Annotated in this window: 9 protein-coding genes; 5 read left to right on the forward strand and 4 right to left on the reverse strand. The window is 74.6% G+C overall.

From position 1 onward, the window contains the following. Positions 1-119: 119 nt before the first annotated feature. Positions 120-842, reverse strand: a complete 723-nt coding sequence (locus tag ACZ5ON_RS31435; RefSeq protein WP_465599808.1) for an alpha-ketoglutarate-dependent dioxygenase AlkB family protein — start codon at positions 840-842, stop codon at positions 120-122. Positions 843-1,120: 278 nt separating this feature from the next. Here ACZ5ON_RS31435 and ACZ5ON_RS31440 point away from each other — a divergent pair, with 278 nt between their 5' ends. From ACZ5ON_RS31440 to ACZ5ON_RS31450, 3 genes are all read left to right on the forward strand, one after another. Then, a complete protein-coding gene (locus ACZ5ON_RS31440) occupies positions 1,121-1,924 on the forward strand; it encodes an MBL fold metallo-hydrolase (RefSeq protein WP_465599810.1) in 804 nt (267 codons plus the stop codon). Between the two features lie 265 nt (positions 1,925-2,189). Next, positions 2,190-3,047, forward strand: a complete 858-nt coding sequence (locus ACZ5ON_RS31445) for a hypothetical protein (RefSeq protein WP_465599865.1) — start codon at positions 2,190-2,192, stop codon at positions 3,045-3,047. Between the two features lie 386 nt (positions 3,048-3,433). Then, positions 3,434-4,204, forward strand: coding sequence for a hypothetical protein (locus tag ACZ5ON_RS31450; RefSeq protein WP_465599812.1), 771 nt, complete (start codon positions 3,434-3,436; stop codon positions 4,202-4,204). A gap of 273 nt (positions 4,205-4,477) precedes the next feature. Here the strand turns inward: ACZ5ON_RS31450 and der are convergent, their stop codons facing one another. The 3 genes from der to ACZ5ON_RS31465 all read right to left on the reverse strand — a co-directional run bounded on the left by der (position 4,478) and on the right by ACZ5ON_RS31465 (position 8,081). Next, positions 4,478-5,935, reverse strand: a complete 1,458-nt coding sequence (gene der, locus ACZ5ON_RS31455) for a ribosome biogenesis GTPase Der (RefSeq protein WP_465599813.1) — start codon at positions 5,933-5,935, stop codon at positions 4,478-4,480. A gap of 162 nt (positions 5,936-6,097) precedes the next feature. Next, a complete protein-coding gene (gene cmk / locus ACZ5ON_RS31460; protein ID WP_465599815.1) occupies positions 6,098-6,811 on the reverse strand; it encodes a (d)CMP kinase in 714 nt (237 codons plus the stop codon). A gap of 184 nt (positions 6,812-6,995) precedes the next feature. Beyond that, the gene (locus ACZ5ON_RS31465; protein WP_465599817.1) at positions 6,996-8,081 is read right to left on the reverse strand and encodes a prephenate dehydrogenase; all 1,086 of its coding nucleotides are present in this window, start codon (positions 8,079-8,081) and stop codon (positions 6,996-6,998) included. 516 nt (positions 8,082-8,597) lie between these two features. Here ACZ5ON_RS31465 and ACZ5ON_RS31470 point away from each other — a divergent pair. Together ACZ5ON_RS31470 and ACZ5ON_RS31475 are read left to right on the forward strand one after the other, a co-directional pair. Further along, entirely contained in the window at positions 8,598-10,844 is a 2,247-nt protein-coding gene (locus tag ACZ5ON_RS31470; protein ID WP_465599819.1) for a DUF4139 domain-containing protein, read from the forward strand. Positions 10,845-10,847: 3 nt separating this feature from the next. Further along, on the forward strand, positions 10,848-12,431 hold the full coding sequence (locus tag ACZ5ON_RS31475; RefSeq protein ID WP_465599821.1) for a mucoidy inhibitor MuiA family protein: 1,584 nt from the start codon (positions 10,848-10,850) through the stop codon (positions 12,429-12,431). Positions 12,432-12,482: the final 51 nt, after the last annotated feature.

Below are 12,482 nucleotides of genomic sequence, written 5' to 3' on the forward strand. Positions count from 1 at the left end.
CCGGTCCGCCGTACGGGCCGGCCCCAGCTCGCCGTACGGACGAACTCCCCCGGCCCGCCGTACGGACCGCCCACGGCCCCCGGCCCGCCGTACCGACCTCCCCCGACGTACGCCCCCGCTCACGTCAGGCCCGACTGCCGAACGGTGATGTTCAGCCGCCCGACCAGCCCGAGTGCCGGGTCGGCGGTGCCCGGCAGGGTCCGCAGCACCCCGTGGTACGCGAACCTGGAGGGGCCGCCGAAGACCAGCAGGTCGCCGCTGCGCAGTTCCAGGTCGGTCCAGGGGCGGGTGCGGGTCTCGGTGTTGCCCAGCCGGAACATGCAGCTGTCGCCGAGCGAGAGGGAGACCACCGGGGCGTCGATGCGTTCCTCGCGGTCGCGGTGCAGGCCCATCTTCGCGCCGTGCGGGTAGTGGTTCACCACCCCGATGTCGGGCCGGTAGCCGACCGCCCCGGCGATCTCGGGCAGCCGCGGGCCGTAAGCCTCGGCGAGTGCGCGGACCGCGAGCGCGCCCAGTTCGGGCGGGAACGGCTTGACCGGCGCGCCGTCGCCATCCACCACGGTGCGGGCGTAGCCGTACGGGTACCAGTGCCAGCCGAGGCTGAACATCCGTACCGACATCTCGCCACCGCGGGGCATCCGGACGGTGCGCAGCCCGGCCGGCGGGCGGGCCCAGGCGCGGCAGGCCTCGACCAGTCCGCGCTGCTCGGGGAGGGAGAGCCAGTCGGGGACGTGGACGGCGCCCGGCGCCGGCTCGGAGCGCTCGCGCGGCTCCGGCGGGAACAGCGGCTCCGGCGGGAACAGCGGCTCCGCGGGGAAGAGGGGGAACGTCTCACCGTCCATGCACCCATCCTCCCAGCGGTCCGGCCCGCGTCGGCCGGGCGGCGGCGGGCCCGGGGGGGTCAGCCGTTCGGCGCACGCCTGACCGGTTGCGGGTGCAGCGTGCCGGGTCCAGGGCTGAGCTGGGAGTACCCCGACCGGAGAGCCCCGATCGGGATGCCGACCGACGAGCCCCGATCGGGAGCCCGACCGAGGAACCCGACCGAGGAACCCGACCGAGGTCCGGCCGAGGCACCGGCGCCGAGAAGCCGGTGCCGGGCAGCCAATGCCGAGGAGCCAGCATGAAGACCCTGGATTTCAAGATCATCGACCTTCCCGAGTCCTCCCTCGGCAAGTCGGCCGTGCTGGTCACCGGCCGGCACGAAGCACTCCTGGTCGATGCGGGCTTCACCCGCTCCGACGGCCAGCGTCTGGCGGAGGAGGTCAGGGTCTGCGGCAAGAAGCTGACCACGGTCTTCATCAGCCACGGCGACCCCGACTTCTACTTCGGCTCCGAGGCGATCCACCACGCCTTCCCCAAGGCCAGGTTCCTCGCCGCCCCGGCGATCGTGGCGCACATCAAGGAGACGCACCAGTCGAAACTGGAGACCTGGGCGCGGCTCGGCCCCGAACTCCCGACGCGGGTGGTCCTGCCCGAGCCGCTGGCCGGTGACGCCATCGAGTTCGAGGGCCACCGGCTGGAACTGCGCGGCACGGACTTCCACCTCCCGGACCGGCACTACCTGTGGGAGCACCGGCAGCGGGCGGTCCTCGGCGGCGTGCTGCTGTTCCAGGGGCTGCACGTGTGGACCGCCGACACCCCGACGCAGGCCCAACGCGGCGCCTGGATCGACCTGTTGGACGGCATGGAGGCGCTCGATCCGTCCTTCGTGGCCGCCGGACACCGCAGGGCGGGCGCACCCGCCGACGTGTCGGCGATCCACTACACCCGGGAGTACCTGCGGACGTTCGAGACCGAGGTCGGCCAGGCCGAGAGCGCGGCAGCCGCGCAGGAGGCGCTGGAACGGCACTACCCGCAGGCCGGGTTGAAGCTCGCGGTGGAACTCGGCACCAAGGTCGCCATGGGTGAACTGCGCTGGAATTGAAGGCCCTTGGAGTCCACATATCACCTACCGGCCGGGACTCCCGGCAGTCCGGCCGCCGACGCCCCGACAACGGCGGAACCCGGTGCGCTCGGGTACGGCGTCGACACATTGCGTTCAGGTGTTCACAGCTCGCAGTCGGATTAGCGGCAATTCCCGTCGCGCGTGCGTTCACCCGTGACCCCTGGCCGGGCGGCCCGTTGGTAATGGCGGTCGGACGCGCCCGGCCGCCATTACCTGACGACCCGAGGAGTCCCCCTTGCCGCGCATGCTCGCTGTCAGCGACGAGGTCCGAGCCGAGATCGGCGACGACGAGGCAGACCGCCTGCTCGCCGGTGCACATGCACCCGAAACCTACGACTGCACTTCGTGCCGCGCCCCCGGCGACTCCTCCCAGGAGGCCACCAGTACCGTGTTGTTCGTCGGTGACGAGACGGCGGTACTCGCCTTCGCCCACGCCCGCTGCATTCCCTCGCAGGTGGTACCGGTCTCCGAGGCTCAGCTGCGCGGTGCCGTGGAGAGCATCAACCAGGCCCAGGGCAGCGCTCCGACCGTCGGCGCGCCCGGGAGCGGGGGTGGTGCCGGGGGTGGCGTCGGAGCCGCTGCGGAGACGGCGCCCGAGGCCGAGCGGCCCGCGCCGCCGGCCGCCGGGCAGCCCGCCGTCCTCGGGATCACCTGCGGTCTGGTGATGTGCGGCGACACCCCGCACGCCGCACTGGTGGTCGAACCGACCGGGCCGGTCGGCCGCCCCGGCAACACCTCCGGGGAGGACGAGTTCCTCTCGCTGCTGACCGACCACCACTTCCAGCAGGTCATGGACGTCGACAGGGCCCCGGACTCACCGCTGCCCGGCTGGTCGGTGCTGATGGCGATGGGCAAGCTGCACGCGATCCTGCAGCCCTCGGCGACCGGCGGCAGCTCCGCCTGGTGGCAGGCGCACCAGCCGCTCCAGGTCACCGACGCCTGGCGGCAGGCCGCCAACGCCCAGGCCACGGTGACGATGTACGCGGTTCCGGCCGGCACCGTCGGCCGCCAGCCCCGCGAGGACCTGCTGCGCCAGGCGCTCGACCGGGCCGCCGCCAAGGGCCTGCTGGTCGGTGCCATCCTGCCGCTGGCCGGGACCTGACGGTCCTCCCGCGCACGCCGGGCCCGTCCCTCGTAGCGGGCCGCCGCGCCGAACTCCCGAGCCGCTCCCCGTTCTCCGGCCCTCCGGCACCCCGCCCGGGGCCGGAGAACGTCCGTCCGGGCCCGGTGACGCAGCCGTCCCACCATGACGTGCTGCGGCTCCGTCCTCGCCGCGACCGGAGGTCGGACGAGTCGGGCCGGCACGAGGGGCTGGAGGCGAGCCGGCGAAGGACCGGCACGACGGGCAATCCGACGGGCAATCCGACGGGCGAACCCGTGGACGAACCGGCGAACAGCCTGGCGATCCCGCCGCCGAGTGCCGGGAGTGGCACAGGACGGCCCGTCCCGGCCCCGCATCCCCCGGCCGCCTCGATCGTTGGCCTTCGTGTGTACAGCTACGACGTCGCCACCCACCGCCCCTCCGCCACCGCCGCCCGTTCCATCCCGGGCATGCGCCCGTCGTACGACGCGGAGCACCCCTCCTCGCCGACCCCCATCTACGACGCGCTGTACTCGGAGTACCGGCGACTGTTCCGGGCCCTTCCCGGTGACCGGACCGGCGAGGAGGATCTGCGCTTCACCGGCTTCGCGGTACGGGACACGCACCGGGCGGGGTACTTCAGCCGGGACTCCCAGCCCGTCCGTGAGGCTCTCCCGCCCGGGGACTCGTACGCCTCGCGCGGCGAGCCGTACGGCACCCGTGCGGAGTTGACCGCGTACCCGCCGCAGCACCAGGTGTTCGACACCTATGGGGGGCACGCCCAGGGCACGCCGCAGTTCATGCCGAGCCAGCAGGGCGGCGGCAACGGCGGGCAGTACGGGACCGGACAGCACTCGACCGGGTCGTTCACGCCGGGTCAGGTGACGTCGGGCCAGTTCAGCGCGGGCCAATTCCTCGCCGCGACCGGGCAGTTCGGGGCAGCGGCGGCCACCGCCGGGCACCCCGGCGCCGCTCGGCCCACCACCACCGGCCAACCGGCCGGCAACGGCCAGTACGCGGGCGCGGCCCAGGCCTCCGGCGGTCAGGGCTGGGTCGCCTCGGGCTACCTCGCCCCCGCGCAGCCGGTCGTCGGCGGGGTCGGTGAGGTGAACGGCTTCAGCGGGCGCCACCGCGGCGTGCTGTCACTGCCCCCGGGCCGCATCCCCGGCCAGGGCTGACGCCGGTCCCGACCTGCCCCGCACCGAACTACCGCTTCCGCCCGTGAACTTCACGCCCGGAAACGCCACAGAGTGCCAAGAAGTGCCACGGCGCGCGCCAGCACGTGCCACGGGCCGCCAGGACGGGACAGACACGGCACCGCACGACACACCTCATACGACGCGCCACGAGGCGCCGATAACCGCCAGAAAGCGCTAAGGACCCTAAGAACCGCCAAAGGCCGGGCCCCGCAACGGGTACCCGGCCTCCGGACTGCCGCTCAGGCGGCCTGCTCACTTCTTGCGGCGCTTCTCCCGCACTCGCACCGAGATCGAGATCGGCGTACCGGCGAAGCCGAACTCCTCGCGCAGCCGGCGCTCGACGAAGCGGCGGTAACCCGCCTCCAGGAAGCCGGAGGCGAAGAGCACGAAGCGCGGCGGCCGGGTACCGGCCTGGGTGCCGAACAGGATGCGCGGCTGCTTGCCACCCCGGATCGGGTGCGGGTGAGCGGCCACCAACTCGCCGAGGAAGGCATTCAGCTTGGCGGTCGGGATGCGCGTCTCCCAGCCCTCCAGCGCGGTCTCGATCGCCGGGACCAGCTTCTCCATGTGCCGGCCGGTCTTCGCCGAGACGTTGACCCGGGGCGCCCAGCGGACCTGGACGAGATCGCGCTCGATCTCGCGCTCCAGGTAGTAGCGGCGCTCCTCGTCGATCTGGTCCCACTTGTTGTAGGCGATGACGACGGCGCGCCCGGCCTCGACCGCCATCGAGATGATCCGGGTGTCCTGCTCGGCCAGGGTCTCGCTGGCGTCGATCAGGACGACCGCGACCTCCGCCTTCTCCAGCGCGGAGGCGGTGCGCAGCGAGGCGTAGAAGTCGGCGCCGGCGGTCAGGTGGACCCGGCGGCGGATACCGGCGGTGTCCACGAACTTCCAGGTCTTGCCGCCGAGCTCGATCATCTCGTCGACCGGGTCGCGGGTGGTCCCGGCCAGCTCGTTGACGACCACCCGCTCCTCGCCGGCGACCTTGTTGAGCAGGCTGGACTTGCCCACGTTGGGCCGGCCGATCAGGGCCACCCGGCGCGGGCCGCCGACGGGGCTGTCGCCGAAGGTCTGCGGCGGGGCCTCGGGCAGCGCGGCCATGACGGCGTCGAGCAGGTCGCCGGAGCCGCGGCCGTGCAGCGCGGAGACCGGGTACGGCTCGCCGAGGCCGAGCGACCACAGGTAGGCGGCCTCGGCCTCGGTGGAGGGGCCGTCGACCTTGTTGGCGCAGAGCACGACCGGCTTGCCGGCCTTGCGGATGATCTTGACCAGGGCCTCGTCGGTGTCGGTGGCACCGACGGTGGCGTCCACCACGAAGAGCACCGCGTCGGCGGTCTCGATGCCGTACTCGGCCTGGGCGGCGACGGCGGCGTCGATGCCGAGGACGTCGACCTCCCAGCCGCCGGTGTCGACCAGCTTGAACCGGCGGCCGTTCCAGGCCGCCTCGTAGGTGACGCGGTCGCGGGTGACGCCGGGGCGGTCCTCGACCACGGCCTCGCGGCGGCCGATGATGCGGTTCACCAGGGTCGACTTGCCGACGTTCGGGCGGCCGACCACGGCCAGCACCGGCAGCGGGCCGTGCCCGGCGGCGTCCAGCTCGGCATCGATCTCGTCGATGTCGAAGCCTTCCTCGGCGGCCAGCGCCATGAACTCGGCGTACTCGGACGCGTCGAGCTCTCCGTGCGAACCGTGCGCGGTCTCGTTGCTCATCTTCGTGTTTCCGTTTCCCGGCACCGGCCCTTCCCAGGGACGTGCCGTGCGTACCTGCCCCTCGGGGGCAGCGCGGTGCGTGACGCCCTCGTCGCGGGCGGCCGCAGGTCTGTCTGTCAGGGCCCCGGATACGGGCCCGATGGTCCGGCCGGGGCCGGGTCGTCAGGCGGCGAGGCAGCCGGTCCGCTCCTGGACCAGACCGACGATCCGGTCGATCACCTGCTCCAGGGTGAGGTCGCTGGTGTCCACCAGGACGGCGTCCGACGCCTGGGTCAGCGGGTCGGTCTCGCGGGAGGAGTCGGCGGCGTCCCGGCGGGTCAGGTCGGCGGCCATCGCGGCGATGGTCGCCTCGTCCACGCCCTTCGCCCGCAGCTCGGCGGCACGGCGCTCGGCGCGCGCGGCCTGCGAGGCGGTCAGGAAGACCTTGAGGGTGGCGGCCGGGAAGACCACGGTGCCCATGTCACGGCCCTCGGCGACGATGCCGCGCTCGGCGACCTCGGCGCAGCCGCGCTGCAGCTCGACCAGCCGGGCCCGCACCTGCGGGACCGCGGCGACGGCGCTGACGTTCGAGGTGACCTCGGGGCCGCGGATCGGTCCGGAGACGTCCTGGCCGTCGACCGTGATGGTCGGGCCCGCGGCGTCGGTGCCGGAGACGATCACCGGCTTGCCGCAGGCGATGGCCACCGCGTCGGCGTCCTCGACGTCGATGTCGTTGGTCAGCATCCACCAGGTCATCGCGCGGTACATGGCGCCGGTGTCCAGGAAGCTCAGGCCGAGCCGGGCGGCGACCGCCCGGGAGACGGTCGACTTACCGGAGCCGGAGGGTCCGTCGATGGCGACGACGACCGGGGCGGACGCTCGGTCGGCAGTGTCCACGGGGCGAACCTCTCTCTACAGCCTGGGGTTGACCTCACAAGGGTAGTCGAATCCCCGGGTTCACCCATCCGGACCAGCCCGCCGGGCCCGCGGCCGGAGCCGGGCGGGCACGCCGGTTCCCGAGAGCCCGGCCCCGGAGGGCCCCGGACGGCCCCGAACCGCCGGCCCGTCCGGGCCCCGGCGCTCAGTCCCGGACGCTCCACCCCTGCTCGCGCAGCGCGCCGATGAGCCGCCGCACCGCTGCCGGGGCGACCGAGAGCTGGACGAAGCCGACCTGCTGGCCGCTGGAGTGCTCGATGGCCACGTCCTCGATGTTGACCCCGAGCGCGCCGACCTCGCCGAACAGCCGCCCGAGCTCGCCGGGCTGGTCGCCGAGGACGACCGCGACCGTCTCGTACCGGGTGGGCGGAGCGCCGTGCTTGCCGGGGATCCGGGACTGACCGGTGTTGCCGCGCCGCATCACGGCCTCGATCCCGGCCGCGCCGCTGCGGCGCTCGATCTCGTCGGCGGCCTCCATCGCGCGCAGCGCGGTGACGGTCTCGCCGAGGTCCGTCGCGACCTCCTCCAGGATGTCGGCGACCACTCCGGCGTTGGCGGACAGGATGTCCACCCAGAGCGCGGGGTTGGAGGCCGCGATCCGGGTCACGTCCCGGACGCCCTGGCCCGAGAGCCTTATGGCGGTCTCGTCCGCGTGCTCCAGCCGGGCCGCCACCAGCGACGAGAGCAGCTGGGGGGCGTGCGAGACCAGCGCGACCGCGCGGTCGTGCGTGGAGGCGTCCATCACGATCGGCACGGCGCTGCAGAGCGCGACCAGTTCCAGGGCCGCGTTCAGGGTGTCCGTGTCGGTGTCCGGCGTGGGGGTGAGCACCCACGGCCTGCCCTCGAACAGGTCCGCCCGGGCGCCCAGCGGACCGGACACCTCCCGCCCGGCCATCGGGTGGCCGCCGATGTAGTGGGTGGTGTCGCAGTCCAGCGAGGCGATGTCGGCCCGCGGCCCCGACTTCACACTCGCCACGTCCGTGTACCAGCGGGCCAGACCCCGGCGCTGGCAGTCCGCGAGCACCTTGCCCACCAGGGCGGGCGGTACCGCGATGATCGCCAGGTCGACCGGCCCCTCGGGCAGCTCGGTGGTACCGGCACCGAGCGAGGCCGCCGTACGCGCGGCATCCGGATCGGCATCCTCCAGATACACGCTGAAGCCGCGACCGGTGAGCGCGAGGGCAGCAGAAGTGCCGATCAGTCCGGTGCCGACGACGGCGGCAGTGCGCATGGGGGTTCGTCTCCTGTCAGGTGCCGATCCTGGTGGACACCAATCCTCTCGTACCGGGGATCATTCTTGGCCATGGGCGCTCGCGCGGGCGGGCCCGGCAGGTTCGGGTCGGCTCGATCCCGCCTGCCCGGGGCGGGTGTTCACGGCAGCGGAGCGATTGCTCAGGCAACTGCTCCACCCGCCGCGGCAGGGCCGGCGAGCATCCTTCGGCCGGTGCGGCCACCGCTGCGGCGCCCCCGTACCACCCGTGACGCGAACCGCCTTCGGACCGACCGCCGCCCGACCCCACCTCCGACCACCGCCCCACCAGCCAGAGTTGACGCACCACGAGGCCCACCGTCCACCACCACCTCCCCCGGTACCGCCCGCCGGAAGCACAAGGGCACCGGGCATCCTCGGCCGTGTCGCGCCCCACCCGGGACACCCGTGCGGCACGCGGGCGAAATCCGCTGACACCCGGGCACGCCGGGGGCAGACTGGGCCGCCGGGGGACGGCTCGGACGAAGGGTGGGCGGGATGGCGGCTGAAGCGGTCCAGGAGACCGGGCGGGGCGCGGCGCGGAGCTGGGGATCGGTACTCGAATCGGTGGTGGTGTACGCGTCCGGCGCACTCTGCCTGCGCCGGGCCCGCGGCACCGTGCCACCGGACGGCCGGGTACGGCTGCCGGGACTGCCCCGGGCACTCGACGGCGGCTCCCTGCGCGCCCGGGTGGTCGGCCAGAGCGCCTGGCGGGTCACCGAGGCCCGGTTGGAGGCGGCCGCCGAGCTGCGCGAACCGGCGGAGCTGCCCGAACTGCGCCGCCGGGCCGAGCAGGCCGAGGAGACGCTGGAGACCGCCCGCGAACGGCACTCCGGGCTGCTCGGCCGGATAGCGGAGATCGCCGCCCTGCGTGTGATCCCGCCGGACCGGACTCCCGAGCAACCGCACCGCCGCACCCCCGCCGACGCCTGGCTCGAACTGGCGGACTTCGTCGACGACCGGCTCGCCGCCCTGAACGCCCGCGCCCTGGAGCTCGCCGACGAGGTCCGCCAGGCGGAGCACGCCCTGGCCGTCGCCCTGGAGGCCCTCGGACAGGCCTCCACCGCGGAGCCCGCCCACCCGGTGGAGACCAGCGCCGTCGCCGTGCTCACCCTCACCAGCAGCGAGCACGTCGCGCACAGCGAGGACGTCGAGTACGTCGAGATCGAGCTGGAGTACGGCGTCCAGGGAGCGTACTGGGTCCCGTCGTACCGGCTGAGCCACCGCCAGGTCGACGGCGGCTCGGGATCGCTCGTGCTGCGCGCCTCCGTCCTCCAGCACAGCGGCGAGGACTGGACGGGCGTACGGCTGGCGCTCTCCACCGCCGACCTGAGCCGCCGTACCGACCTGCCGCAGCTGCGCTCGATCCGGATCGGCCGCCGCCAGCCCGCCCCCGTGCCCTCCGGCTGGCGGGAGGCTCCGGCCGGCCTGTCCGAGCTGTTCGCGGGGTACGACGCGGCCGGCCCGCGCCCGTCGGCCTGGCGGTCCGTCCGGGCCTTCGGCGCGGCCTCCCCCGCACCCGGGCCGCGCGGTCCGCTGGCACCCGCCGGCGGCGGGACGGCCGAGGTGCCGGAGGTCCTCGACGCGGGCCTGCCCGGCTACGGCGGCGCAGCCCTCCCCCAGGTGCCCGCCGGGGCCCCCGCGCCCGCACCCGCCGCACCGGCCCCTCCCACTGCACCGGCCCCACCTGCCGCACCCGCTCCGCCCGGTGCCCAGGCTCCCGCCGCTCCCGTCGCATACGGGTACCCGCCTGGCACCGCCGGCGCCCCGCCGCTCGGCCCCGCCGCGCCCGCGCCCGCGATGGCGCCGCGGATGCGGATGGCGGCCGCACCGCTCGCCGCTCCGCCGCCCCTCCAGGCCCAGGCGCCCGAGCCCGCCGCACCCGCACACCCCCACCCGGCCCCCGAGTGGCTCGACTACGCCGCACTGACCCTGCGCGGCCCGGACGCACCGCCCGCCGCCCGTGGCCGCCTGCTTCCCGACCCCGTCCTCGGCCGTGCCGGTGCGGGCCTGCCCGCCGCGGTGCCACCGGCCGTGCCGGCACTGCCCGAGCACGCCGTCCTCCCCCACCGGTCGGCCGGGTCGTTCGCCTACCGGTACGACGCCGCCGCGCCCGTGGACATCCCGTCCACCGGCCGTGGGTGGCACACCGTCACGATCGCCGAGGTCCCGGTCGAGCTGCGCACCGAGCACGTCTGCGTGCCCTCCGTCGAGGAGACCGTGTACGCCACCCTGCTGCTCACCAACCCGGGCGCGCAGCCGCTGCTCGCCGGGCCGGTCGAGGTGAGCGTGGACGGCGAGTTCCTGCTCACCGCCGCGCTGCCGACCCTGGCGCCCGGGGACACCCGGCGGGTCGGCCTCGGCGTGGCGGAGGGCATCCGGGTGGCCCGCAGGACCGAACTGCGCGAGTCCACGGCGGGCCTGCTGAACAACACCACCGTGCTCGACCACCGTGTCCATGTGGAACTGGTCAACCGGCTCGGCCACCCCGTCACGGTCGAGGTCCGCGAACGCGTACCGGTCACCGCCGACGCCGAGATCCGGATCGAGGAGCGGTCCGGCTGGACGACCCCGAGCAGGCCCGACGGACCGCGACCCGCCGCCGTGCCCTCGGACACCTACCCGCCGAGCACCCGCGTGTGGCGGGTGGAACTGCCCGCCGGCGGCACGGTCGAGCTGGACGGCGGCTACGAGATCCGAATCCCGGCCGGCAAGGCCATCCTCGGCGGAAACCGGAGGAACTGACCCATGACCAACCCGCCCGCCACGTCCTCCGTCCCGGTCCGCCCGCTCCCGGTCACGGCCGTCACCTGTCTGGAGGACCGCACCCTGGTGATGCGGACCACCACCCTCGCTCTGCACCCGGGAGTGCAGCGGCTGCGCCTCGGCCCGATCACCGCGCTCGCCGTCGACCGCTCGCTGCGCGCCGACGTGACCGGCGGCCGGGCCGGGGCCGCCAGGGTGCTGGACGCCCGGATCATCCGCTCCTGGACCCCGCGCGCCCCGCTTCCGCCCACCGAGGCCGACTCGGAGTTGCGCCGCCTGGTGCACGCCCTGGAGCAGGAGCAGCTCACCGAGGACGCCCGCCGCCGCCGGCTGCAGGCCCGGCAGGCCCTGCTCGCCCAGCTGGCCGCCGATCTGCTGCGCGAGATCGGCGAGGGCGCGGGCCACGGCGAGATCGAACGGTCCCGCTGGGGGCGCGAGTTGGACCGGGTGGACGCCGAGCGCGAGTCGTACGGGGAGCAGCTGCGGGCGGTGCGGTCGCGGCTGCGGGCCGTCGAGGAGGAGCTGCGGCAGGCCCAGTCGGCGCTGGACCAGGCCGAGGAGGAGCCCGTCGAGCTGCTCGGGTACGTGGAGCTCACGGTCGAGGCCGCCGAGGCCGGCCCGCACGGGCTGACGGTCTCCCACCTCGCGCCGTGCGCCCTGTGGCGGCCCGCCTACCGGGCGACGCTCGGCGAGGGAGGTCTGCTGCTGGAGACCGAGGCGGTGGTCTGGCAGCGCACCGGCGAGGACTGGTCGCAGGTCCGGCTGACCCTGTCCACCGCCCGTTCCGCCCTGCCCGGCGAGCCGCCGCGGCTGGCCGAGGACGTGCTCGTGCTGCGCGACAAGTCCGCCGAGGAGCGCCGCACGGTGGACGTCGAGCTGCGCGAGGAGGAGATCGGCAGTACCGGGCCGGCCGCGGTGGACGGCCTCCCGGGCGTGGACGACGGCGGCGAGGTGCGCACCCTGTGCGCTCCGGGGCCGGCCTCGGTGCCCGGCGACGGCCGTCCGCACCGGGTGCCGCTCACCGCCTTCACCGCCGGTGCGAGCAGCGAGTGCGCCTGCGCGCCCGAACTGTCCCCGCTGGTCACCCAGGTGGTGCGGTTCCGCAACGGCGCCGGGCACGCGCTGCTGGCGGGCCCGGTGGACCTGGTCCGCGACAGCGGTTTCGTCGGCCGCGCGGAGCTGCGCTTCACCGCCCCGGGCGCACCGGCCGAACTCTCCTTCGGCAGCTCGGACGGCTACCGGGTGGTCCGGGAGACCGAGGAGACCAGGGGCAGTGCCGGACTGGACCGCCGCACGGTGCTCACCCGTACGGTCCGGCTGCACCTGTCCCGCTTCTCCGACCCGCAGGAGCAGGGCGAGCAGGTGGTCGTGGTGCGCGAACGGATCCCGGTCTCGGAGGTCTCGGCAGTGGAGGTACGGCTGCGCAAGGAGGCCTGCTCCCCACCGCCGGACGAGCTGGACGCCGAGGGCATCGTCCGCTGGGACGTGGCGCTGCCGCCGGGCGGCCGACGGACCGTCACCCTGGTGTACGAGGTCTCGGCGGCGGCCAGGGTGGCCGGGATCTGACCGGCCCCGACCGGCATCGCACAGACCCGTCAACTCCGGTGCGAATCAGGT

This window comes from Kitasatospora sp. NPDC032150, from assembly GCF_055579945.1.

Coding starts and splice junctions, on each gene's coding strand:
- ACZ5ON_RS31440 (WP_465599810.1), top strand. CDS start 1,121: ATGAAGACCCTGGATTTCAAGATCATCGACCTTCCCGAGTCCTCCCTC.
- ACZ5ON_RS31445 (WP_465599865.1), top strand. CDS start 2,190: ATGCTCGCTGTCAGCGACGAGGTCCGAGCCGAGATCGGCGACGACGAG.
- ACZ5ON_RS31470 (WP_465599819.1), top strand. CDS start 8,598: ATGGCGGCTGAAGCGGTCCAGGAGACCGGGCGGGGCGCGGCGCGGAGC.
- ACZ5ON_RS31465 (WP_465599817.1), bottom strand. CDS start 8,081: ATGCGCACTGCCGCCGTCGTCGGCACCGGACTGATCGGCACTTCTGCT.
- ACZ5ON_RS31435 (WP_465599808.1), bottom strand. CDS start 842: ATGGACGGTGAGACGTTCCCCCTCTTCCCCGCGGAGCCGCTGTTCCCG.
- ACZ5ON_RS31475 (WP_465599821.1), top strand. CDS start 10,848: ATGACCAACCCGCCCGCCACGTCCTCCGTCCCGGTCCGCCCGCTCCCG.
- der (WP_465599813.1), bottom strand. CDS start 5,935: ATGAGCAACGAGACCGCGCACGGTTCGCACGGAGAGCTCGACGCGTCC.